At 70.5% G+C, this 23,703-nt stretch carries 19 protein-coding genes and 5 tRNA genes; 14 read left to right on the forward strand and 10 right to left on the reverse strand.

What is annotated here, in order from left to right:
* Positions 1-77 precede the first annotated feature (77 nt).
* From hrpA to K6I34_RS07630, 3 genes are all read left to right on the forward strand, one after another.
* A complete protein-coding gene (gene hrpA, locus K6I34_RS07620; protein WP_229323498.1) occupies positions 78-4,061 on the forward strand; it encodes an ATP-dependent RNA helicase HrpA in 3,984 nt (1,327 codons plus the stop codon).
* A 178-nt stretch (positions 4,062-4,239) separates the two neighbouring features.
* Positions 4,240-4,314 (forward strand) — tRNA-Asp (locus K6I34_RS07625).
* 259 nt (positions 4,315-4,573) lie between these two features.
* Positions 4,574-4,774, forward strand: a complete 201-nt coding sequence (locus K6I34_RS07630) for a DUF6274 family protein (RefSeq protein ID WP_229323499.1) — start codon at positions 4,574-4,576, stop codon at positions 4,772-4,774.
* Positions 4,775-5,313: 539 nt separating this feature from the next.
* Here K6I34_RS07630 and bldC read toward each other — a convergent pair.
* On the reverse strand, positions 5,314-5,520 hold the full coding sequence (bldC, locus tag K6I34_RS07635; protein ID WP_003949541.1) for a developmental transcriptional regulator BldC: 207 nt from the start codon (positions 5,518-5,520) through the stop codon (positions 5,314-5,316).
* A 653-nt stretch (positions 5,521-6,173) separates the two neighbouring features.
* Complete coding sequence (locus K6I34_RS07640) at positions 6,174-7,022, reverse strand: hypothetical protein (protein ID WP_229323501.1); 849 nt, start codon at positions 7,020-7,022, stop codon at positions 6,174-6,176.
* A 204-nt stretch (positions 7,023-7,226) separates the two neighbouring features.
* On the opposite strand from K6I34_RS07640, the gene K6I34_RS07645 reads away from it, so the two are divergent.
* Positions 7,227-8,330 carry a Glu/Leu/Phe/Val dehydrogenase dimerization domain-containing protein gene (locus tag K6I34_RS07645; protein ID WP_308293975.1) on the forward strand — a complete coding sequence of 368 codons (1,104 nt, stop codon included), beginning with the start codon at positions 7,227-7,229 and terminating at the stop codon, positions 8,328-8,330.
* A 355-nt stretch (positions 8,331-8,685) separates the two neighbouring features.
* The gene (locus K6I34_RS07650; protein ID WP_229323503.1) at positions 8,686-8,949 is read left to right on the forward strand and encodes a DUF3073 domain-containing protein; all 264 of its coding nucleotides are present in this window, start codon (positions 8,686-8,688) and stop codon (positions 8,947-8,949) included.
* A 164-nt stretch (positions 8,950-9,113) separates the two neighbouring features.
* Here the strand turns inward: K6I34_RS07650 and purM are convergent, their stop codons facing one another.
* From purM to purS, 6 genes are all read right to left on the reverse strand, one after another.
* Positions 9,114-10,181 (reverse strand): phosphoribosylformylglycinamidine cyclo-ligase, encoded by a 1,068-nt coding sequence (purM, locus tag K6I34_RS07655; RefSeq protein WP_229323504.1) that lies wholly within the window; start codon positions 10,179-10,181, stop codon positions 9,114-9,116.
* Positions 10,182-10,218: 37 nt separating this feature from the next.
* Positions 10,219-11,736 carry an amidophosphoribosyltransferase gene (gene purF / locus K6I34_RS07660; protein WP_229323506.1) on the reverse strand — a complete coding sequence of 506 codons (1,518 nt, stop codon included), beginning with the start codon at positions 11,734-11,736 and terminating at the stop codon, positions 10,219-10,221.
* A gap of 131 nt (positions 11,737-11,867) precedes the next feature.
* The gene (locus K6I34_RS07665; RefSeq protein ID WP_229323508.1) at positions 11,868-12,668 is read right to left on the reverse strand and encodes a maleylpyruvate isomerase family mycothiol-dependent enzyme; all 801 of its coding nucleotides are present in this window, start codon (positions 12,666-12,668) and stop codon (positions 11,868-11,870) included.
* 233 nt (positions 12,669-12,901) lie between these two features.
* On the reverse strand, positions 12,902-15,175 hold the full coding sequence (purL, locus tag K6I34_RS07670; RefSeq protein WP_229323510.1) for a phosphoribosylformylglycinamidine synthase subunit PurL: 2,274 nt from the start codon (positions 15,173-15,175) through the stop codon (positions 12,902-12,904).
* Positions 15,172-15,852, reverse strand: coding sequence for a phosphoribosylformylglycinamidine synthase subunit PurQ (gene purQ / locus K6I34_RS07675; protein ID WP_229323512.1), 681 nt, complete (start codon positions 15,850-15,852; stop codon positions 15,172-15,174). Before purQ ends, purL begins: the two co-directional genes overlap by 4 nt.
* Positions 15,849-16,094: a phosphoribosylformylglycinamidine synthase subunit PurS gene (purS, locus tag K6I34_RS07680; protein WP_042151546.1), complete on the reverse strand. Its 246-nt coding sequence runs from the start codon at positions 16,092-16,094 to the stop codon at positions 15,849-15,851. The genes purQ and purS overlap by 4 nt, the downstream gene beginning before the upstream one ends.
* A gap of 304 nt (positions 16,095-16,398) precedes the next feature.
* Between purS and K6I34_RS07685 the strand changes: the two genes are divergently transcribed.
* The 9 genes from K6I34_RS07685 to K6I34_RS07725 all read left to right on the forward strand — a co-directional run bounded on the left by K6I34_RS07685 (position 16,399) and on the right by K6I34_RS07725 (position 21,237).
* Entirely contained in the window at positions 16,399-16,716 is a 318-nt protein-coding gene (locus K6I34_RS07685; protein ID WP_229323514.1) for an Lsr2 family protein, read from the forward strand.
* Between the two features lie 156 nt (positions 16,717-16,872).
* Positions 16,873-16,944: transfer RNA gene (locus tag K6I34_RS07690), tRNA-Gly, on the forward strand.
* Between the two features lie 42 nt (positions 16,945-16,986).
* Positions 16,987-17,058, forward strand: a tRNA-Gly gene (locus K6I34_RS07695).
* Between the two features lie 78 nt (positions 17,059-17,136).
* Positions 17,137-17,209: transfer RNA gene (locus K6I34_RS07700), tRNA-Gly, on the forward strand.
* A gap of 169 nt (positions 17,210-17,378) precedes the next feature.
* Entirely contained in the window at positions 17,379-18,350 is a 972-nt protein-coding gene (locus K6I34_RS07705) for an ABC transporter ATP-binding protein (RefSeq protein ID WP_229323516.1), read from the forward strand.
* Positions 18,350-19,144, forward strand: coding sequence for an ABC transporter permease (locus tag K6I34_RS07710; RefSeq protein ID WP_229323518.1), 795 nt, complete (start codon positions 18,350-18,352; stop codon positions 19,142-19,144). The genes K6I34_RS07705 and K6I34_RS07710 overlap by 1 nt, the downstream gene beginning before the upstream one ends.
* Before the next feature lie 64 nt (positions 19,145-19,208).
* Entirely contained in the window at positions 19,209-20,498 is a 1,290-nt protein-coding gene (locus K6I34_RS07715; protein ID WP_229323520.1) for a sensor histidine kinase, read from the forward strand.
* The gene (locus tag K6I34_RS07720; protein ID WP_229323522.1) at positions 20,495-21,130 is read left to right on the forward strand and encodes a response regulator transcription factor; all 636 of its coding nucleotides are present in this window, start codon (positions 20,495-20,497) and stop codon (positions 21,128-21,130) included. Before K6I34_RS07715 ends, K6I34_RS07720 begins: the two co-directional genes overlap by 4 nt.
* Positions 21,131-21,164: 34 nt before the next feature.
* Positions 21,165-21,237 (forward strand) — tRNA-Gly (locus K6I34_RS07725).
* A gap of 69 nt (positions 21,238-21,306) precedes the next feature.
* On the opposite strand, the gene K6I34_RS07730 is transcribed toward K6I34_RS07725, so the two are convergent.
* Positions 21,307-22,695, reverse strand: coding sequence for a cell wall metabolism sensor histidine kinase WalK (locus tag K6I34_RS07730; RefSeq protein ID WP_229323524.1), 1,389 nt, complete (start codon positions 22,693-22,695; stop codon positions 21,307-21,309).
* Positions 22,692-23,384: a response regulator transcription factor gene (locus K6I34_RS07735; RefSeq protein WP_229323526.1), complete on the reverse strand. Its 693-nt coding sequence runs from the start codon at positions 23,382-23,384 to the stop codon at positions 22,692-22,694. Before K6I34_RS07735 ends, K6I34_RS07730 begins: the two co-directional genes overlap by 4 nt.
* Between the last annotated feature and the right edge of the window lie 319 nt (positions 23,385-23,703).

The raw sequence follows: 23,703 nt of genomic DNA on the forward strand, positions 1-23,703 counted from the left end.
CCCGACCACCGGCCACCACCGACCGCCCCTTAATACATTCGCCGCTTCGCGCCGCGCGGTGCGATCCTGGACTTCGTATGTCTACGCAGCCTGCCTCCGTACTCGCCGACCTCGCCGCGCGTCTGCCCGAGCTCTCCCTGCGCGATGCGCAGCGGCTCGGCCGCAGGCTGGACGGCGCGCGCCGGATCCGTAAGCCCGAGGCCCGTTCGGCCGTGTTCGCCGAGATCGCGGGCGAGATCGAACAGGCCGAGGCCCGGATCGCGAGCCGCCGGTCCTCCGTTCCCGCGGTCACCTACCCCGATCAGCTGCCGGTCAGCCAGAAGAAGGACGAGATCCTCGCGGCGATCCGCGATCACCAGGTGGTGATCGTCGCCGGTGAGACGGGCTCCGGCAAGACCACCCAGATCCCCAAGATCTGTCTGGAGCTGGGCCGCGGCGTCCGCGGGCTCATCGGGCACACGCAGCCCCGCCGTATCGCCGCCCGCACGGTCGCGGAGCGGGTCGCCGAGGAGCTGCGCACGCCGCTGGGCGAGTCGGTCGGCTGGAAGGTCCGCTTCACGGACCAGGTGGGCGCCGACACGCACGTCAAGCTGATGACGGACGGCATCCTGCTCGCGGAGATCCAGACGGACCGCGAGCTGCGCGCGTACGACACGATCATCATCGACGAGGCGCACGAGCGCAGCCTCAACATCGACTTCATCCTCGGCTATCTGGCCCAGCTGCTGCCGCGCCGCCCCGACCTCAAGGTCGTGATCACGTCGGCGACCATCGACCCGGAGCGCTTCTCGCGGCACTTCGGCGACGCGCCGATCATCGAGGTCAGCGGGCGTACGTACCCGGTGGAGGTGCGGTACAGGCCGCTGCTGGAAGAGGAGTCGGCCGAATCCGACCGCGACCAGATCACGGCGATCTGCGACGCGGTGGATGAGCTCCGGCGGGAGGGCGACGGGGACATACTCGTCTTCCTCTCCGGCGAGCGGGAGATCCGCGACACGGCGGACGCGCTGGAGAAGAAGTTCACCCGCGCCGGCGGCGCCCTGGCGCAGAGCACGGAGATCCTGCCGCTGTACGCGCGCCTGTCGCACGCCGAGCAGCACCGCGTCTTCCAGCGGCACTCGGGCCGCCGTATCGTCCTCGCCACGAACGTCGCCGAGACGTCCCTGACCGTCCCGGGCATCAAGTACGTCATCGACCCCGGCTTCGCCCGCATCTCGCGCTACAGCCACCGCACCAAGGTCCAGCGGCTGCCGATCGAGCCGGTCTCGCAGGCCAGCGCGAATCAGCGCAAGGGCCGCTGCGGCCGTACGAGCGACGGCGTGTGCATCCGGCTGTACTCGGAGGAGGACTTCCTCTCCCGGCCGGAGTTCACGGACGCCGAGATCCTGCGGACGAACCTGGCCTCGGTCATCCTCCAGATGACGGCCGCCGGGCTCGGTGACATCGAGCGGTTCCCGTTCATCGACCCGCCGGACCGGCGGAACATCAAGGACGGCGTCGACCTGCTCCACGAGCTGGGCGCGCTCGACCCCCAGGAGAAGGACCACAGGAAGCGGCTGACCCCGCTCGGCCGGAAGCTGTCGCAGCTGCCGGTGGACCCGCGGCTGGCCCGCATGGTGCTGGAGGCCGACGGCAACGGCTGCGTCCGCGAGGTCATGGTGATCGCGGCGGCGCTGTCGATCCAGGACCCGCGGGAGCGGCCCTCGGAGAAGCAGGCGCAGGCCGATCAGCAGCACGCCCGGTTCAAGGACGAGACGAGCGATTTCCTCGCGTTCCTGAATCTGTGGCGCTATGTGCGCGAGCAGCAGAAGACGCTCTCGTCGTCCGCGTTCCGCCGCATGTGCAAGTCGGAGTTCCTGAACTATCTGCGGATACGCGAGTGGCAGGACATCTACGCGCAGCTGCGGACGGTCGCCAAGCAGATGGGCGTCCACATCGCCGAGGAGGACGCCCCGGAGGACCGCGTCCACCAGTCGCTGCTGGCGGGTCTGCTGTCGCACATCGGTCTGAAGGACACCGAGAAGAACGAATACCTGGGGGCCCGCAGCGCCAAATTCGCGGTCTTCCCGGGGTCCGCGCTGTTCAAGAAGCAGCCGCGCTGGGTGATGTCGGCGGAGCTGGTGGAGACCTCGCGGCTGTGGGCCCGGGTGAACGCCAAGGTCGAGCCGGAGTGGATCGAGCCGCTCGCCGCCCATCTGGTGAAGCGCAATTACAGCGAGCCGCACTGGGAGCAGAAGCAGGCGGCCGTGATGGCGTACGAGCGGGTGACGCTGTACGGCGTGCCGATCGTGGCCCAGCGGAAGGTCAATTACGGGCGCATCGACCCGGAGACGAGCCGTGAGCTCTTCATCCGCAATGCCCTGGTGGAGGGCGACTGGCGGACGCACCACCAGTTCTTCCACGACAACCGCAAGCTGCTCGGCGAGGTCGAGGAGCTGGAGCACCGGGCCCGCCGCCGGGACATCCTGGTCGACGACGAGACGCTCTTCGACTTCTACGACCAGCGGCTCCCGGAGCATGTCGTATCGGGTGCGCATTTCGACTCGTGGTGGAAGCACAAGCGCCGGGAAGAGCCGGAGCTGCTCAATTTCGAGCACTCCATGCTCATCAACGAGAACGCCGAGGCGGTCACCAAGGACGACTACCCGGACGCGTGGCGGCAGGGCCGGCTGAAGTTCAGGGTGACCTACCAGTTCGAGCCCGGCGCGGACGCGGACGGTGTGACCGTCCACATCCCGCTCCAGGTGCTCAACCAGGTCTCCGCGGAGGGCTTCGACTGGCAGATCCCCGGTCTGCGCGAGGACCTGGTCACCGAGCTGATCCGCTCGCTGCCCAAGCCGGTCCGCCGGAACTACGTGCCCGCGCCGAACTACGCCAAGGCGTTCCTGGAGCGTGCCGTCCCGGTCCAGGAGCCGCTCACCACCGTGCTGAGCCGGGAGCTGAAGCGCATGGTGGGCGTGCCGGTGGAGCCCGGGGACTTCGACCTCGGCAAGGTGCCCGACCACCTGAAGATCACCTTCCGGATCATTGACGAGCGCAAGCGCAAGATCGCGGAGGACAAGGACCTGGAGGCCCTGCGGCTGAGGCTCAAGCCGAAGACGCAGGCCGCCATCACCAAGGCCTTCGAGCAGGCCGCCGCCTCCGGGGGCGGCGCGGGCCAGGGCGAGGGCGGCGCGGCCCGGGGACCGGAGCAGCGCTCGGGCCTCACCCAGTGGACGATCGGCACGCTCCAGCGCACGTTCGAGACCCGGCGCGCGGGGCAGCCGGTCAAGGCGTATCCCGCGCTGGTGGACGAGGGCGCCTCGGTCGCGGTGCGGCTCTTCGACACCGAGGAGGAGCAGCGCGAGGCGATGTGGCGGGGCACGCGCCGCCTCATCCTGCTCAACCTACCCTCGAACCCCGCGAAGTTCGCCCAGGACAAGCTGAGCAACCAGCAGAAGCTCGCCCTGTCCCGCAATCCCCACGGGTCCATCCAGGCCCTCTTCGAGGACTGTGTGGCCGGTGCGGCGGACAAGCTGATCGCGGCGCGCGGCGGTCCCGCGTGGGACGAGGAGTCCTTCCGCAAGCTCTTCGACGCGGTGCGGGCGGACATCGTCGACGCGACGCTGGACACGATCCGCAGGGTGCAGGAGGTGCTGGCGGCCTGGCAGGCGTGCGAGCGCAGGCTGAAGGCGACCACGAGCCCGGTGCTGGTCTCCTCGCTCACGGACGTCAAGGAGCAGCTGGCCGAGCTGATCCGGCCCGGCTTCGTGACCGCGCACGGCGTACGCCGGCTCCCCGACCTGCTGCGCTACCTGGTCGCGGCCGACCGGCGGCTGACCCAGCTCCCGACCAACGCCGAGCGCGACCGCGCGCGCATGGCGAAGGTGAAGGAGATGCAGGACGAGTACGCGTGGCTGCTGGAGCAGTTCCCCACGGGCCGTCCAGTGCCGCAGGAGGTACGGGAGGTGCGCTGGATGATCGAGGAGCTGCGAGTGAGCTACTTCGCGCACGCGCTGGGCACCGCCTACCCGGTGTCGGACAAGCGGATCGTGAAGGCGATCGACAAGCTGGCCCCTTGAGTGCCCCCTGAGCGCCCCTTGAGAGACCCGCACCGCGCCGGGCCGGGAACGGGCCGGGAACCCGATCCGGCCCGGTGCGGGGTACGTGCGGGGTACGTCACTCCGAGCAGGTTCGACCGCACCCCCTGACCTGCTGTAGAGTCTCTTTCGCAGCCCCACGGAAGTGGGAACGCAGCAAGGTCCTGTGGAGCAGTTTGGAGTGCTCGCCACCCTGTCAAGGTGGAGGCCGCGGGTTCAAATCCCGTCAGGACCGCAGTAAGGTCGAGGCCCGCATCCGGATGGATGCGGGCCTCGCTGCTGTGCACGCAAGCCATCCGCGCTGCGCGGTGCCACGGCCGCTTCGACAGCACTCCTCTCACGCGCCTCCCCCCAGGCCCGCGCGAAGGCCCGCGCCCCTGTGTGTGTTTCGGCGCCATATCGCGGCGAGTTCGGACGAGTTTCCGATGAGTTTCTGCGCGACCTTGACTGAGACACGTGCCAGGGGTACCCAGGCAGTGGAGGTGCTGCGCTCCATGACGACGACCACCGGGACCGAGCCGAAACGGACCGAGGCCATCCGGCACGAGACGAGGGCACTGCTGCGCGCCCATCTCGCCGCCGCCTCCGGCTACCGCCATCTGACCCGCCACTGCGCGGTGTGCCACCGCCTGCTGCGGCTCGCCCAGGAGGCCGCCGCCGCGGCCAAGGGGGCGCCGGGCCGGGCCGGGACCTAAGGCCCTCTCCCGGGGGACCAACGGCGGCTGCGGCGGGGGCAGTCGGATGCCACGCTTGGGGCAGCACCGGGCGCCGGCTCCGCCCGCCGCCCCCTACCGCAGGGCACGGTGAGTGACAACCCCGTCGCACTGTGACAGGAGTCACCGAAAGAGTTTCCGTGGTGACGGAACTTACCCCTCCCTCACAACGGGTCAATTTAATATGTGCAATTGCACCTCCCCCGAAAGAGGGCGGCGGACATCATCGCGTCCCGCCTCCCACCCGTCCGGCGAGCGGGCGCCGCGGGCCCGTGGAGGCCCACGGCGACCCACGACGGCCTACGGCGGCCCACGACGGCCTCGCAGCCCATAACGCGCGGGTATAAAAAGATCGCGCCGGACTCGGCGGAGTCCGGCGCGATCGACGACTTGCCCAAGTCGGTGGGCGAGGGATCTGTTGGGGCAGATCCCGCTGTCGTTTAAAACTCAGGTGCTGCGATCCGGTCGGTCATCCGGGTTGGGGGCCCCGGAAACCGCCCGGCAGTGCGCTGTGCGGTCGTTCAGGCCTCGCTGCGCTGCTGCGGAATGCCCGCCAGCAGGGCACGGACCTCCGCTTCGCGGTAGCGGCGGTGTCCTCCGAGGGTACGGATGGACGTGAGCTTGCCTGCCTTGGCCCAGCGGGTCACGGTCTTCGGGTCCACGCGGAACATCGTGGCAACCTCAGCCGGGGTCAGCAGCGGCTCGGCATCAGGGGTGCGAGCGGTCATGAGCGGCCTCCTCGGGAGAACCGGACGTGGAGTCGGTTCTTTCCTCTAAATTCTGCACCTTGACCCGCGTTGCCCGAAATGGCGGACGCGGGCCGAGTCGGTTATAGGACGAACGGCTTGTCCTCGGCACTACAACTACACCATCTGTCCAGCCACGTCGGCCAAACCGATGGAATTGCCCTCTCAGGTGTTCAACCTCGACGGAAGCCGATGGACCGTGCCATAGCGGACAGTTACTCCGCCGTGACGATCAGTCACAAGGGGATCAGGGGTCACCAGACCCGCCGAAGAGTGCAATACCGATCTATCCGCCCTTAGTTGGGCGGAAGGAACCCTTCCCGGACTCCTTGTCCTATTTTGCCATGAGGATGGGCGATGGGCGCAAGACCTGACGTAAGTGCGTTAGGTCACGGTTGCCGCAATGGCCCGGATCGGGACCTAGGTCCTCCACCGATTTCACAGCAGCCCCGATCGTCCCTCAATTCCCGGACGCCGGGGTCAGTTCACATCAGTTCACATCGGTCCACAACAGTTCACAACGGTTCACATCAGCGATCCGTATCGGTTGGCATTGGGTTGATATCAGACCGCATCGCGTCGCCGGGTCGCCGCGGCACGCGCAGGCTCACCTTCAGCCCACCTTCAGCCCGCCTTCAGTTCGCATACTGCCGGTTCCGCACGGCGCTCCAACGCTCCGTCAGCCTCTCGTACACCTCGCCCGCCCGCGCGCCGTCACCCCGGCGCAGCGCGGCCAGCCCCTCGGCGGTGTCGCCGGCCGAGTGGTCCTCGGCGAGGTCGGCCTCGGGCACCATGTGCACCAGGCCGCCGTAATCGAGCTCCACCAGCGAGCGCGGGTGGAACTCCTCCAGCCAGCGCCCCACGTCCACCAGGCCGTCGATCAGCGGCCCCTCGTCGATGGCGTCCTTGAGCGTCCGCAGCCCCCTGGCCACCCGGCGCCTCGCCTCCACCATCGGGGTGCGGTAGCGCAGCACGGGCGCCCCGCCGTCGGGCCCCTCGCCCTTGCCGTACTCCCGCTCCTCGTCCGCGAAGAGCACGAACCAGCGCAGCGGCACCTGCCAGGTCGCCGTGCGGATCCACGGGCGGGCGTCGGGGTTGCGCAGCTGCCAGCGCTCGTAGTCCGCCTCCGCCTGGCGGCGCACCACGGGCGGCAGCGCCGCGTCCAGGACGGGCGCGGGCAGCGCCTCCGCCAGCTCCCCCAGGGCCAGCCAGCCCCGCAGCCGGGTGCGCCACGGGCAGACGCACACCACGCCGTCCACGTACGCCACGAACGCGTCCGCGCTCTCGTGCACGGGGACCGGCACGGGCGGCGTGGGCAGCAGGTCGGCGAGCGAGCGGCGGAGCTCCTCCTGGGCCCCCGGGAGGGCGTCCCTGCGGGCGTAGCGCGCCCAGTGGCCGCGCTCCGGCTCCGGGAAGGCGCCGAGGGGCTCGTAGACCCGTAGATACGCCGCGTACGGGACAGTCACCGAAGACGCCAACCCCACACCCCGCTCCCTCGAACCGCCTGGACCCTCCGGGGAGTTGCCCGGACCTCCCCCGCACCGCCCCGATCGTCCCACGGCACGGCACCCCGGGAGAGTGATCCTCGGCACCGCACCGGTCCGGCGGGCCCTTTGGCCCTACCCTCGTCCCAACCGGCCCTCCACCACCCCCGGAGGGCGACCTCCGCGACATATGGAGTCACCACAGTGACTGACGTACGTCCTCACGACGCCTCCGAAGGCGTGCTGCACACCCTCTTCCGGTCCGACCAGGGCGGTCACGAGCAGGTCGTGCTCTGCCAGGACCGCGAGAGCGGCCTGAAGGCCGTCATCGCCGTCCACGACTCGTCCCTGGGTCCGGCCCTGGGCGGCACCCGCTTCTACCCGTACGCCTCCGAGGAGGCCGCGGTGCTGGACGCGCTCAACCTCTCCCGCGGGATGTCCTACAAGAACGCCCTGGCCGGGCTCCCCCACGGCGGCGGCAAGGCCGTGATCATAGGTGACCCCGAAACGGTGAAATCCGAGCAGCTGCTGCTCGCCTACGGACGTTTCGTGGCCTCGCTCGGCGGCCGTTATGTCACCGCGTGCGACGTCGGCACGTACGTACAGGACATGGACGTCGTGGCGCGCACGTGCCGCTGGACCACCGGGCGCTCCCCCGAGAACGGCGGCGCGGGCGACTCCTCCGTGCTCACGGCCTTCGGCGTCTTCCAGGGCATGCGCGCCGCCGCGCAGGCCACGTGGGGCGAGCCGACGCTGCGCGGCCGCCGGGTGGGCGTCGCGGGCGTCGGCAAGGTGGGCCACCACCTGGTCGAGCACCTGGTCCAGGACGGCGCCGAGGTCGTGATCACCGATGTGCGCGCCGAGGCCGTCGAGCGGATCGCCGCCCGGCACCCCGGGGTGACCACCGTGGCCACCGCGGACATCCTGGTGCGCAGCCCCCTCGACGTCTACGCGCCCTGCGCGCTGGGCGGCGCGCTGGACGACGGGACGGTGAAGGCCCTGACCGCCTCCGTGGTCTGCGGCGCGGCCAACAACCAGCTCGCCCATCCGGGTGTCGAGAAGGACCTCGCCGACCGCGGCGTCCTCTACGCGCCGGACTACGTGGTGAACGCCGGTGGCGTGATCCAGGTCGCCGACGAGCTGAACGGTTTCGACTTCGACCGGGCCAAGGCCAAGGCGAACGAGATCTTCGCCACGACCCTGGCCATCTTCGACCGCGCCAAGGCGGACGGCATCCCGCCCGCCGTCGCGGCCGACCGGATCGCCGAACAGCGCATGGCGGAGGCGCGCGCCGCCGCCGAGCGTTAATACCGGCGGGTAGAGAGTCAGGGCCACGGACGGTGATCCGCCCGTACGCTCGGTATCCGCACAGCGGTCTCCACAGGCCGCTGTGCGGGGACGGCGAGCGAGAGATCCCTCACCACCCCTCGGCGGGTCGGCGCACAGGACACGTTAAAATCGCAGCTGACCAGCGGGGACGGGGCTCCCCTCGGGTTGTGCTCCGTGGCACGTCATGCGGGCGACGTACCGTATGGCCGCGGAAGCAGGTACCGTTGAAGTCCTACAGGCCGGACACCTCACCGAGGGTCCGCTCTGACTCATGATCGTGAACGCGTGTCAAGACTCTGGGGCCGTCGAGCCCCGTCACTGAGGGGGTCGAGCCATGGGGCGCGGCCGGGCCAAGGCCAAGCAGACAAAGGTCGCCCGCCAGCTGAAGTACAACAGCGGCGGGACCGACCTCTCACGTCTGGCTGATGAGCTGGGCGCATCGCCGACGACGAAGCAGCCGCTGAACAGCGAGCCGCTCGACAAGGACGATGAGCTGGACGACGATCCGTACGCTCAGTACGCGGATCGCTACAACGTCGAGGACGAGGACGAGCAGGAGTCCGACCACTCCTCCTCCGCCTACCGTCGCCGCGCTTGACGCCGTAACTCCCACTGAACCGGTCCGAGGGATGCCCTCGGACCGGTTTCTGTGCTGTCCGCGGCGTGCTGGTTCGCGTGCTTGTCCGCGACCGGGCGGAAGGCATGACTCGACCGGCCCCGGAGGACGGAGCCGCCCCGGGGCCGGTGGTGACGCGTCGTGCGTCAGCTCGCGTAGTCACCGGTCAGGGCCACGGCCTCGGCGTGGTCACCGCGCTCGGTGATCTCACCCGCCACCCAGGCGTCGACGCCACGGTCGGCACAGGTGGCCAGGGCCACCTCCACGGACTCCTGCGGCACGACGGCGATCATGCCGACGCCCATGTTGAGGGTCTTCTCCAGCTCGGGGCGTGCCACCTGCCCCAGCTCGCCGACCAGCCCGAAGACCGCGCCCGGCGCCCAGGTGGAGCGGTCGACGGTGGCGTGCAGCCCGTCCGGGATCACCCGGGCGAGGTTGTTGGCGAGCCCGCCACCGGTGATGTGCGAGAAGGCGTGCACCTCGGCCGTACGGGTGAGGGCCAGGCAGTCGAGCGAGTAGATCCTGGTGGGCTCCAGCAGCTCCTCGCCGAGCGTGCGGCCGAACTCGGGCACCTCCCGCTCCAGCGCCCAGCCCGCCCGGTCGAACAGCACATGGCGGACCAGCGAGTACCCGTTCGAGTGAAGTCCGGAGGAGGCCATCGCGATGACCGCGTCACCCGTACGGATGCGATCCGCGCCCAGCAGCCGGTCGGCCTCGACCACGCCCGTGCCGGCCCCGGCCACGTCGAACTCGTCCGCGCCGAGCAGCCCGGGGTGCTCGGCGGTCTCGCCGCCGACCAGCGCGCAGCCCGCGAGGACGCAGCCCTCGGCGATGCCCTTGACGATGGCCGCGACCCGCTCGGGGTGGACCTTGCCGACACAGATGTAGTCGGTCATGAACAGCGGCTCGGCGCCGCAGACCACCAGGTCGTCGACGACCATGCCGACGAGGTCGTGGCCGATGGTGTCGTAGACCCCCATCCGGCGCGCGATGTCGACCTTCGTGCCGACGCCGTCGGTCGCGGAGGCGAGCAGCGGGCGCTCGTAGCGCTTGAGGGCACTGGCGTCGAAGAGCCCGGCGAAGCCGCCGAGGCCGCCGACGACCTCCGGGCGGGTGGCCTTCTTGACCCACTTCTTCATGAGCTCGACGGCGAGGTCGCCGGCTTCGATGTCGACGCCCGCGCTTGCGTAGCTGGCACCGGTGGTCGCAGACATGCTGTGAACTTTCGTGTCGTCTTGTTACTACGGAGCGTTACGGGCGACGGAGCGCGTCGGCGGCGTCCGTGCCACCGGCCAGCTCGGTCTCCAGCAGCTGCTTGCCGAGCAGCTCGGGGTCGGGCAGCTCCATCGGGTACTCCCCGTCGAAGCAGGCCCGGCACAGGTTCGGCTTGGCGATGGCGGTCGCCTCGACCATGCCGTCGAGCGAGATGTAGGCGAGCGAGTCGGCGCCGAGCGACTTGCCGATCTCCTCGACGGTCATCCCGTTGGCGATCAGCTCGGCGCGGGTGGCGAAGTCGATGCCGAAGAAGCAGGGCCACTTCACGGGCGGCGAGGAGATGCGTACGTGCACCTCGGCCGCGCCCGCCTCGCGCAGCATCCGCACCAGGGCCCGCTGGGTGTTGCCGCGGACGATGGAGTCGTCGACGACCACCAGCCGCTTGCCGCGGATGACCTCCTTCAGCGGGTTCAGCTTGAGCCGGATGCCGAGCTGGCGGATGGTCTGGCTGGGCTGGATGAAGGTCCGGCCCACGTACGAGTTCTTCACCAGGCCCGCGCCGTACGGGATGCCGCTGGCCTCGGCGTAGCCGACGGCGGCGGGCGTGCCGGACTCCGGGGTCGGTATCACCAGGTCGGCCTCGACCGGGGCCTCGACGGCGAGCCTGCGGCCCATCTCGACCCGGGAGAGGTAGACGTTGCGGCCCGCGATGTCGGTGTCGGGGCGCGCGAGGTAGACGTACTCGAAGACACAGCCCTTGGGCCGGGCCTCGGCGAAGCGGGAGGTGCGCACCCCCTGCTCGTCGATGGCGACGAGCTCGCCGGGCTCGACCTCGCGGACGAACGCGGCACCGCAGATGTCCAGGGCGGCCGTCTCGGAGGCCACCACCCAGCCGCGCTCCAGGCGGCCGAGGACGAGCGGGCGGATGCCCTGCGGGTCACGGGCGGCGTAGAGGGTGTGCTCGTCCATGAAGACGAGCGAGAAGGCGCCCTTGACGTCCGGGAGGACCTTGGTGGCCGCTTCCTCGATCGTCAGCGGCTTGCCGTCGGCATCGGTCTGGCCCGCGAGCAGGGCGGTGACCAGATCGGTGTCGTTGGTCGCCGCGACCTGGGTGGCCCGGCCGTTCTCCCGGGGGAGGGCGGCGACCATTTCCGCGAGTTCCGCGGTGTTCACCAGATTGCCATTGTGACCGAGCGCGATCGAACCGTTGGCCGTCGCCCGGAAGGTCGGCTGCGCGTTCTCCCACACCGAGGCACCGGTGGTGGAGTAGCGGGCGTGGCCGACCGCGATATGGCCCTGGAGAGAGCTGAGGGAAGTCTCGTCGAAGACCTGGGAAACAAGTCCCATGTCCTTGAAGACGAGAATTTGGGAGCCGTTGCTCACTGCGATGCCCGCGGACTCCTGTCCGCGGTGCTGCAGGGCATACAACCCGAAATAGGTGAGCTTGGCGACCTCTTCGCCCGGAGCCCAGACACCGAAGACGCCGCAAGCGTCCTGGGGGCCCTTCTCGCCGGGGAGCAGGTCGTGGTTGAGTCGTCCATCACCACGAGGCACGTAACCGAGTCTATGGCAGTCGCGTGGTTCATCCGAACCGGGGATGACCAGGGATAGCTCACACTTCGCACCGCCATGTGACCGGCGCGCACGGTGGGGCGACACTCCGTGGTCGCGCGCTCATCTGAGCATCATCTGAGCAGCGGCAAGTGGGCGGAGAGATCGGCCCGTTCACCACTGGCCGCGACCGCCGCCTCGTCGAGGGCCGCCGCCCAGTCCGTACGGCCCGTCGCGAGGCGCAGCCACGTCCGCGCGTCGGTCTCCACGACGTTGGGCGGCGTGCCGCGGGTGTGCCTGGGCCCTTCGATGCACTGCACGACTGCAAACGGCGGAATACGCACCTCCACCGAGCCGCCCGGCGCCTGCGCGGCGAGCGCGTCCGCCAGCACCCGGCAGGCCGTGGCCAGGACATGGCGGTCGCACGGGATCTCCGTGCCGAGCGCGGCCGCGAGATCGTCGGTGTGGACGGCGAGTTCGACGCAGCGCGTGGCCAGGAAGTCGTCCAGCCGCATCGCCCCGGAGCGCGCCGCGAGCAGCCGGTCGGGGGCGGCGTCGGCCGTCAGTACGGCGAACTTCTCGGCGATGCCGTCGATCAGCGTGAGCGGCTCCGTCTCCGCGGCGGCCTTGCGCGCCATTTCGTCGGCGTGCCCCACCATGACGGTCACCGCCTCGGGCCACTGCGCGGCGATGATCTCCTGCGCGGGGGCCGGGGGTTGTTCGAGATTGCGGTTGACGACGGCGGCACCGGCGAGGGCGATGTGCGCCACCAACTCCCTTACCGTCCAGCCGGGGAGGCGAGTGGGCAAGCCGAACTGCCCTTCGTCGAGCGCGGCGACGACGGTGCGGATGTTTGTCAGCTGCGCCTTGACGGCGGCTGTTGTCTTGGCGAGGTCGTATTTGCGGGGGCGTGAGCGTTGACGCGGGGTTGCCATGCGGTGACCCTAGCCGCCTGGCTCGCGCCTACCGGGTTGCCACTTGCGCTCGGCGCGCGGCTGCGGGTCCGTTGTGGCTGGTCGCGCAGTTCCCCGCGCCCCTGACGGGGCGCAGCCCCTGCAAGGGGCGCGGGGAACTGCGCGAGGAACCCCCACCGGGCCGCGGTCGCGAGCGAGAGCTCAGGCCGCAGCCCGGTGGGCGCCGGGGTCCGGGGCGGAGCCCCGGGGAGGGGTCAGGCCAGCAGGGCCGGGATCGTCGCCTCGTGCGCCGCGCGCAGCTCGGCCAGCGGCAGCTCGAAGTGGCCCTGGACGTCGAGGGATTCGCCGTCCACCACGCCGATCCGCGTCGCGGGCAGCCCCCGCGCACCGCACATGTCGGAGAAGCGGAGCTCCTCGCTGCGCGGTACGGACACCACGGCCCGTCCCGCCGACTCGGAGAAGAGGAAGGTGAACGCGTCCAGGCCGTCCGGGACGACCAGGCGCGCGCCCGTTCCTCCGCGCAGGCAGGACTCGGTCACGGCCTGGACGAGGCCGCCGTCCGAGAGGTCGTGCGCCGCGTCGATCATGCCGTCGCGCGAGGCCGAGATGAGGATCTCGGCGAGCAGCCGCTCCCGCTCCAGGTCCACCTTCGGCGGCAGCCCGCCCAGGTGGTCGTGGATCACCTGCGACCAGGCGGAACCGCCCAGTTCCTCGCGGGTGTCGCCGAGCAGGTAGAGCAGCTGCCCCTCCTCGCGGAAGGCCATCGGCGTGCGGCGCTCGACATCGTCGATGACACCGAGGACCGCGACCACCGGGGTCGGGTGGATGGCCGTCTCGCCCGTCTGGTTGTAGAGCGAGACGTTGCCGCCGGTCACCGGGGTGCCCAGCGTGAGGCAGCCGTCGGCGAGACCGCGCGTGGCCTCGGCGAACTGCCACATCACCGCCGGGTCCTCGGGCGAACCGAAGTTGAGGCAGTTGGAGATGGCGAGCGGGCGGGCACCGGTCGCGGCGACGTTGCGGTAGGACTCCGCCAGCGCGAGCTGCGCGCCCGTGTACGGGTCGAGCTTCGCGTAGCGGCCGTTGCCGTCCGTGGCCACGGCGACACCGAGGTTGGTCCCGGCGTCGATGCGGACCATGCCGGAGTCCTCCGGCTGTGCCAGCACCGTGTTGCCCTGCACGAACCGGTCGTACTGGTCGGTGATCCAGGACTTGGACGCCTGGTTCGGGGAGGCGACCACCTTCAGGACCTGCTCGCGCAGCTCCTCGGCGGTCTCCGGCCGGGCCAGCTTGTTCGCGTCGTCGGCCTGGAGGGCGTCCTGCCACTCGGGGCGGGCGTACGGGCGCTCGTAGACCGGGCCCTCGTGGGCGACCGTACGCGGCGGTACGTCCACGATCTGCTCGCCGTGCCAGAAGATCTCCAGCCGCTCGCCGTCGGTGACCTCACCGATGACGGTGGCGATGACGTCCCACTTCTCGCAGATCTCCAGGAAGCGGTCGACCTTGCCGGGCTCGACGACGGCGCACATGCGCTCCTGCGACTCGCTCATGAGGATCTCCTCGGGCGAGAGGGTCGCGTCGCGCAGCGGGACGCGGTCGAGCTCGACGCGCATGCCGCCCGAACCGGCGCTGGCCAGCTCGCTGGTGGCGCAGGAGAGACCGGCGCCGCCGAGGTCCTGGATGCCGTCGACCAGGTTCTCGCGGAAGATCTCCAGGGTGCACTCGATGAGGAGCTTCTCCTGGAAGGGGTCGCCGACCTGGACGGCGGGACGCTTGGTGGGCTTGCCCGCGCCGGAGGCGCTATTGCCTGCAGCGTCAAAGGTCTCGGAGGCGAGCACGGACACGCCGCCGATGCCGTCGCCGCCCGTGCGGGCGCCGTAGAGGATGACCTTGTTGCCCGCGCCGGAGGCCTTCGCGAGGTGGATGTCCTCGTGCTTCATCACACCCACGCACAGGGCGTTGACCAGCGGGTTGCCCTGGTAGCAGGCGTCGAAGACGACCTCGCCGCCGATGTTCGGCAGGCCCAGGCAGTTGCCGTAGCCGCCGATGCCCGCGACGACGCCCGGCAGGACGCGCTTGGTGTCGGGGTGGTCGGCGGCGCCGAAGCGCAGCGGGTCCATGACGGCGACCGGGCGGGCGCCCATCGCGAGGATGTCGCGGACGATGCCGCCGACGCCGGTGGCCGCGCCCTGGTAGGGCTCGATGTACGAGGGGTGGTTGTGCGACTCGACCTTGAAGGTGACCGCGTAGCCCTGGCCGACGTCGACGACACCGGCGTTCTCGCCGATGCCGACGAGGAGCGCGTCGTTCTCGGGGGCCTTCTCGCCGAACTGGCGGAGGTGGACCTTGCTGCTCTTGTACGAGCAGTGCTCCGACCACATGACGGAGTACATGGCGAGCTCGGCGCCGGTCGGGCGGCGGCCGAGGATCTCGCGGATGCGCGCGTACTCGTCCTCCTTGAGCCCGAGTTCGGCCCACGGCTGGGCGTCCTCCGGGGTCTCGGCGGCGTGCTTGACGGTGTCGAGGCTCATGCGTTGACCAGCTTCTTGAGGATCGACGTGAAGAAACCGAGGCCGTCCGTGCGGCCGGTGCCGATGAGCGGCTCGACCGCGTGCTCGGGGTGCGGCATCAGGCCGACGACGTTGCCCTCGGCGTTGGTGATGCCCGCGATGTCCCGCAGCGAGCCGTTGGGGTTGCCGTCCAGGTAGCGGAAGGCGACGCGGCCCTCGGCCTCGAGCTCGTCGAGGGTGCGCTCGTCGGCCACGTAACGGCCGTCGATGTTCTTCAGCGGGACGGAGATCTCCTGGCCCGCCTCGTAGTCGGTCGTCCAGGCGGTGTTCGCGTTCTCCACCCGCAGCTTCTGGTCGCGGCAGATGAAGTGCAGGTGGTTGTTGCGGAGCATCGCGCCGGGCAGCAGGTGCGACTCGGTGAGCACCTGGAAGCCGTTGCAGATCCCGAGGACGGGCATCCCGGACTTCGCCTGGCCGATGACGGACTCCATCACCGGCGAGAAGCGGGAGATCGCGCCCGCCCGCAGGTAGTCGCCGTAGGAGAAGCCGCCGGGCAGGACCACGGCGTCGACCTGCTTGAGGTCCTTGTCCCGGTGCCAGAGCGGCACGGCTTCCAATCCGGCGATGCGGACGGCGCGTTGGGTGTCACGGTCGTCCAACGTGCCGGGGAAGGTGACGACTCCGACGCGCGCGGTCACGAGTCGACCCGCACGGTGAAGTCCTCGATCACGGTGTTGGCGAGAAACGTTTCCGCCATCTCATGGATGCGGGCGAGGGCGGCCTCGTCGACCGGTCCCTCGACTTCGAGTTCAAAGCGCTTGCCCTGACGGACGTCGGCGATCCCCTCGAAACCCAGGCGAGGCAGCGCGCGCTGCACCGCCTGCCCCTGCGGGTCGAGGATCTCCGGCTTGAGCATGACGTCGACTACGACGCGTGCCACTGGCACTCCCGGTGTGTGGTGCGTGAGCTGAAGCGGTGTGGCCAGAGTACAGCGCCAAAAAATCTACGCGCATAGATATGAGACGGGTCCTGTTACGTTTACGCATCGACACAGGAAGAATCCGGGGAAAATCCCGGGAAAAATGTACGGTCCTGATTGCCGACGGCCACGCTGGCGGAATTAACTGGGCTTCCATTTGCAATGGCCTTCGTTGTACAAATGAATAATCATTGATCCGGAACAACTGGAACCTCGCGGCACCGCAGCTCACCCGTGGTGTCGCCCGCGGAAAGGACCCATATTCGTGGCACAGCGCGTAGTGGTCACGCTCTCCGATGACATCGACGGCGGGGAAGCCGCGGAGACGGTCTCCTTCGGCCTCGACGGCAAGTCGTACGAGATCGACCTCAACACCGCCAATGCAAAGAAACTGCGCGCCCTCCTCACTCCCTATGTGGACGCCGGCCGCAAGCAGTCCCGCTCGGGGAAGGTCTACCGCCGCACCTCGGTCGCGCCGGACCCCTCGGCGGTGCGCGCCTGGGCCCGCTCCCACGGGATGGACGTCCCGCCGCGCGGCCGTATCCCCAAGCGCGTCTACGAGGCGTTCAACGAGGCCGGCTGAGCACCGGACCGGGCCGACGGGCCACCGGGGGCCGGACGGTGAACCCCCGGCGGCCGCCCGGTGGACCGCCGAGTTGCCAAGCAGCCCCGTTGATCCGCTAGAGTGATGATCACGCCGAGGGGAACGGACGGGAAACCGCCGGGACTTCGGGGTCATGCGGGTGTAGCTCAGTAGTAGAGCGCCCCCTTTCCAAGGGGGAGGCGCAGTGTGCGATTCCTGTCACCCGCTCTGATCGTCTGCCGTCCACATCAGTGGGCCGGCGGTCGACATGCGGGTGTAGCTCAGTAGTAGAGCGCCCTCTTTCCAAGAGGGAGGCGCAGTGTGCGATTCCTGTCACCCGCTCTCACCACGTACCGACCACTCCTCGGAGTCCGGTAGAGTGGTGTTCGCACCGCCCGGTGAAAGCCGGTCGGCAGCAATGCGGACGTAGCTCAGTTGGTAGAGCACCACCTTGCCAAGGTGGATGTCGCGAGTTCGAGTCTCGTCGTCCGCTCAGAGAATGAAGGCCCCGGTCATCGCGACCGGGGCCTTCGTCGTTCCTCCAGCCTTCCCCCGTCCTTCCTCCGGCCTTCCTCCGCGGAACGATCCCTGATGACATTCGTCATCCGAGGTCATGACAGCTCGCACTGCCCCCGGGCCGGAACCGGCGGGAGGCTTGGATCATGGACATCGGGGACAGTGTGATCGAGGTCTCGGGGCTGCGCCGTCGCTACGGCCCCGAGGGGGAAAAGGGCTTCGAGGCGGTGCGGGGCGTCTCCTTCACCGTGGGGCGCGGCGAGCTGTTCGCCCTGCTGGGCACGAACGGCGCGGGCAAGACCTCCACGGTCGAGCTGCTGGAGGGCCTGGCCCGGCCGACCGGGGGGCAGGTACGGGTGCTGGGCCACGATCCGTACGCGGATCGGGCCGCGGTCCGGCCGCGGACGGGGGTGATGCTCCAGGAGGGCGGCTTCCCCTCGGATCTGACCGTCGCGGAGACGGTCCGGATGTGGGCGGGCATCACCACGGGGGCGCGGCCGGCCGACGAGGCGCTCGGCATGGTGCGGCTCGCGGACCGCCGCGACGTACGGGTCAAGCAGCTCTCCGGCGGTGAGAAGCGGCGGCTCGACCTCGCGCTGGCCCTGCTGGGCAGGCCCGAGGTGCTGTTCCTCGACGAGCCGACCACGGGCCTGGACCCCGAGGCGCGGCACATGACCTGGGAGCTGGTGCGCGCGCTGCGGGCGGAGGGCACCACCGTGCTGCTCACCACGCACTACCTGGAGGAGGCCGAGGCCCTCGCCGACCGGGTCGCGATCATGCGCGCGGGCGAGATCGTGACGGCCGGGGCACCCGGCGAGGTCATCGGCTCCTACCCCTCCCGCATCCGCTTCGCGATGCCGGTGGGCTGGTTCGTGGGCGACCTGCCGCCGCTCGCGGAGCTGGGGGTCACACGGCACGAGGAGCAGAACGGCCGGATAGAGCTCCAGACGCACGAGCTCCAGCGGACGCTGACCGGACTGCTGCTCTGGGCACGGGAGAAGGACGTCGAGCTGGAGGGTCTCGACGCGCGGACGGCTTCCCTGGAGGAGGCGTTCCTGGCGATAGCGGGCGAGAGCTCGCGGGAGAGCGCGGCCACGGCCGCGGGGAGGGCCGCGTGATGGCGACGACGACAGCGGACGCGACGCCGCGGAGCACCTCGATATCGCGGGTGGTGGCGCTGGGCCGGGCCGAGCTGACGCTGCTCGGGCGGAGCAAGACCGCGCTCTACATGGGGCTGCTGATGCCCGCCGTGATGATCTACGCGATGCACAGCGCGATCGGCGGGGCGAACCTCGACAAGACGGGGATGTCGGTCGCCGAGGTGTCGATGACCGGCGGCTTCGGCTTCGTCCTGGTCTTCGCCGTCTACCAGAACCTGGTCACCGCGTACGTCGCGCGGCGCGAGGAGCTCGTCCTCAAGCGGCTGCGCACGGGCGAGGCGGGCGACCTGGAGATCCTGGCGGGCACGGCCGTCCCGGCGGTGATCGTGGCCCTGGTCCAGTGCGTGCTGCTGGTGGCGGCGGGCGTCGTCTGGCTGAAGCTGGGCATGGTGGAGCGGCCCGAACTGCTGCTGGCCGGGCTCATATCGGGCATAGCCCTGTGCATCCTGCTGGCGGGGGCGACGGCCGCGTGGGCCAAGTCGGTCGAGGGCGCGGGGTTCGTCACGACGCCGATGTTCCTGATCACGATGCTCGGTTCGGGACTGGTCGTCCCGCTGGAGATCATGCCCGACGGCCTCGCCCGGGTCTGCGAGCTGCTGCCGCTCACCCCGGCGATGCAGCTGATGCGCGGCGGCTGGCTCGGCGGGATGTCCGCGGGCGATGCGATACAGCATCTGGTGACCGCGCTGGTCTGGGTGGCGCTGGGCGTGTTTGCTGTACGTCGGTGGTTCCGCTGGGAACCGCGCAGGTGAGACCGGTTCCCCGGATGCCGGGGAGCGGGTGAGGGACGACGGGTGACGGGGGGGGCGGGCGCGCGTGGGCGAGCGCAAGCGCAAGCGGCTGCGGGACTGGCGGAAGTGGAGCCGGGTCGAGCAGGTCGACTTCTATACGCGGGTGACCGTGTGCGTGGTGCCGTTCCTCTTTCCGGCGACCAATGGGTTCCAGTTGCTGGGCGGGCCCAGCCTCGTCCTGGGGTGGGTTCTGCTGGGAATCAGCCTCGTCCACTGCACGCACCACATCGTTCTGTCGCGGCGGTGCCTCGACCACTATCTGCGGAAACAGCCCGTTCCCTGGCGGGGGCTGGCCTTCTCCACGGTGCTGTACGTGGCCTTCATAGGCCTCTACGTCGTGAAGGTCCTGGTCGAGGGCGCGGCGCACATTACGACCTCGGGCCTGATGCTCCAGGCCAGCAGCTTGATCGTCTTCGGCTCGTTCAGCGTCGTCACCCGCATCCGCCGGTATCTCGGCGTCTCCCTCCTGGTGGCGGTGGCCCTGACCGCCGCGATCGCCCTGATGGGCGGCACGGTGGTGGGTGCGGTGATCATCGGGGCGTTCACCGTCTTCAGCGCGCTGTGGAGCCTGTCCGTGATGCGCACCTCGGCGTGGTTCCTCGCGGTGCTGTGGGAGCTGGAGGAGGCCCGTACCGCACAGGCAAAGCTGGCCGTGGCGGAGGAGCGGCTGCGGTTCTCGCGCGATCTGCACGACGTCATGGGCCGCAACCTCGCGGTGATCGCGCTCAAGAGCGAGCTCGCGGTGCAGTTGGCGCGGCGGGGCTCCGCCGACGCGCTGCAGCACATGGAGGAGGTCCAGCGGATCGCCCGGGACTCGCAGCGCGAGGTCCGGGCGGTGGTGCGCGGATACCGGGAGGCCGATCTGCACACCGAGCTGGCGGGAGCCCGGGGCGTGCTCGTGGCGGCGGGCATCGAGTGCCGTATCGACGACGCCACGAAGGACGCGCTGCCGCAGCCCGTGCAGGCCGCTCTGGCCTGGGTGGTGCGCGAGGCGACGACGAACGTGCTGCGGCACGCGGACGCGCGGCGCTGCGCGGTACGGATGCGGATCACCGACGGGACGGCGGTCCTGGTCATGGAGAACGACGGGGTGCCGGAGAAGGCCCCGCAGCCGGGCACCGGCGGTTCGGGGCTCGCGGGACTCACGGAACGGCTCGCGGCCCTGGACGGCACACTGACGGCGGAGCGCCGCGAACCGCGCATGTTCCGCGTGAAGGCCGAGATACCGCTGGCGGGGACGGATGCCGGAGCGGCCGAGGAGGACGGCGCGCGGTCCCGGGTCACCGCCGCGGCCGTTCCGGGAGGGGAAGCATGAGCGACGGCGTCAACACGGGGCAGCCCCCCGTACGAGTGATGCTGGCGGACGACGAGCACCTGATCCGGGGGGCGCTCGCCGCGCTGCTCGGGCTGGAGGACGATCTCCAGGTGGTGGCGGAGGCCGCGTCCGGCCCCGAGGCGCTGGCCATGGCTCGGGCCCACCGGCCGGACGTCGCGGTGCTGGATCTTCAAATGCCAGGGGCGGACGGTGTGACGGTGGCCACATCCCTGCGCGACGAGCTGCCCTCCTGCCGCACCATGATCGTGACGAGTCACGGCCGCCCCGGACATCTGAAGCGGGCCCTGGAGGCGGGGGTGCGGGGTTTCGTCCCGAAGACCGTCTCCGCCCAGCGGCTCGCCGAGATCATCCGCACGGTGCACGCCGGAAGCCGCTATGTGGACCCGGAGTTGGCGGCCGACGCGATCAGCGCGGGCGACTCGCCGCTGACCGCGCGCGAGGCCGAACTGCTGGAACTGGCGGAGGACGGGGCCCCCGTGGCGGAGATCGCGGAGCGGGCCTCGCTGACGCCGGGGACGGTCCGGAACTACCTCTCGTCGGCCGTCGCGAAGCTCGGCGTGGAGAACCGTCACGCGGCCGCGCGTCTCGCACGTGCTCAGGGTTGGCTATAGTGGTGTCCGCACCGCACGAGAGCGCGGAGCGAATGCGGACGTAGCTCAGTTGGTAGAGCACCACCTTGCCAAGGTGGATGTCGCGAGTTCGAGTCTCGTCGTCCGCTCTTCGAAATGAAGGCCCCGGTCATCACGACCGGGGCCTTCGTCGTGTTCCGATCACACACCCGTTCCGATCACGCACCCGGAAAACTCAGCCGGAAGCGGGCGCCGCCCGCCTCGGCCTGTTCGGCCGTCAGCTCGGCGCCGTGGGCGCGGGCGATCTGCCGGGCCATGGCGAGCCCGAGGCCGGAGCCGGGCAGGGCGCGGGCCTGCCGGGAGCGGTAGAAGCGGTCGAAGACGTACGGCAGGTCCTCGGCGGCGATCCCAGGCCCGTGGTCGCGGACCGTCAGGTCGACCCCGTGCTCCATACGCTCCAGCCGCACCTCGACGAGCGCGCCGGCCGGGCTGAACTTGGCCGCGTTGTCGAGCAGGTTGGACAGCAGCCGGGCGAGCCGGGACGGGACGCCGGTGACGGTCACGGAGCCCGCGCCTTCCAGGTCGGCGGTGAAGGGCGTGTCCGGCCAGTGGCCGCGGGCGGCCTCCACGCAGCGCGCGGCGAGCAGGTCCAGGCGCACCTGCTCGACGAGTTGCTGGGGCTCCTCGTCCCGGGCGAGCTCGATGAGGTCGTTGACCATGCCGGTGACCTCGCGGAGCTGGCGGCCCAGGGCGGCCGCGGCCCGCTCGCGCTGGGCGGGCGAGAGCCGGTCGGCACGGGCGAGGAGCTCGGCGTTGGTGCGCAGCGCCGTCAGCGGGGTGCGCAGCTCGTGCGAGGCGTCGGCGACGAGCCTGCGCTGGGCGGCGACGGCCTCCTCCAGCTCGCCGAGCATCGTGTTGAAGCTGGTGGCGAGGCTGGTGATCTCGTCCTGGCGGCGCGCCTCGTAGGGCGCCAGCTCGATGCGGTGCGCCGGGTCGCGGGTGGCGGCGATGCGCTCGGCGGTGGCCGTGAGCCGGGTCACCGGCCTCAGGGACGTACGGGACGCGAAGTAGCCGAGGCCCGCCGCGAGCAGGACCCCGGCGCCGCCGACCCCGGCGAGCAGCAGCCCCGCCTGCCGTACGCCCTGGTCCACCGTGTCGGAACGGGCCGCGACCTGGAGGGCCCGCCCGTCCCTGATCCGGGTCGTGAACATCCGCATGTCGCGGCCCTTGAGGGTGATGTTGCTGTAGTACTCGCCGAGTCTGCCCTCCGCGACGCGGCGCGTGGCCCCGGTGACGGGCAGCACCAGCCCGCTCTGGCCGGGCGCGGCCGGGTCGGTGGGGACGATCTGCGCACAGGCGGGTGCCGCGAGCCAGCCGCACTCGGCGTAGAGAACGCCGGTGTCGTGGACGCCTCGGCTCTGCTGCGCCATGATCCCGGCCTGCTGCTTCAGCTGGAGGTCGAGCTGGCGCACGAGTTCGTAGCGGATGACGACGTACGCGGCGACAAGCACGCCGAGAGCGACGACCGCGACGGCGGCGGAGGTGACGAGCGCCAGCCGGGCCCGCAGAGGCCGCCGCCCCAGGAGCCGCGCCCGCAGGGTCCTCATCGCTCGGCCAGCCGGTAGCCGACACCGTGCACGGTGTGGACGAGGCGGGGCGCACCGTCCGCCTCCAGCTTGCGCCGCAGATAACCGACGTACACGGCCAGCGAATTGGAGTCCGGACCGAAGTCGGTGCCCCAGACGCGTTCCTGGATGACCTCGCGCGGCAACACCTGCCCCGGGTGCCGCATCAGCACCTCCAGCAGGGCGAATTCGGTGCGGGTGAATTCGAGCGGGGTGTCACCGCGCCTGCCGGTCCGGGTCGCCAGGTCGACGACGAGATCGGCGAAGGCCAGTTCACCGGCCTCCTCGGCCGGTTCGGCGGGCTGCGCCCGGCGCAGCAGCGCCCGGAGCCGGGCCAGGAGCTCGTCCAGGGCGAACGGCTTGACGAGGTAGTCATCGGCACCGGCGTCCAGGCCCGCCACCCGATCGGAAACGGCATCGCGAGCGGTCAGGACGAGGACGGGCGTACGGTCCCCGACCCCGCGCAGCCGCCGGCACACGGCGAGGCCGTCCAGCACGGGCATGGCGATGTCGAGGACGATGGCGGCGGGGGCGTGCGCGGCGACGGCGGACAGGGCGGCGAGGCCGTCCGCCGCGTCGACCACGGCGTACCCCTCCACGGTGAGGCTGTCGACCACGGCGGCCCTCACGTCGGGGTCGTCGTCGACGACCAGCACCGTCATCTCACCCATGTCGCCTCCGGCGCGGCTTTCGGTCTCTTCGGGTGCCCCACTTTTGCAGAGCGTTTCTGAGAACCGTCTTAGGTTCACGGCGTAGGGCTCCGCCGGTTGCCTGTTCGGCTCCGCCGGGGCCCGTTCGGGTGCGGCTCTGTGTTTCGGCTGCGCCTACTGGGGGGCGTCTTGCGCTGCGCGCGCGGGTGCGCCCCCGGTGGGGGCTTGTCGCACAGTTCCCCGCGCCCCTGATGGGGCGCGCCCCCCGGACGCGCGGAGAGCCGACAGCGGACGCAGGCGCCCCCTACCGGCAGCCGACGTCCGGTGGAGGGGGCGGGGC

Source organism: Streptomyces sp. UNOC14_S4, assembly GCF_020740835.1.
Classification (GTDB): domain Bacteria; phylum Actinomycetota; class Actinomycetes; order Streptomycetales; family Streptomycetaceae; genus Streptomyces.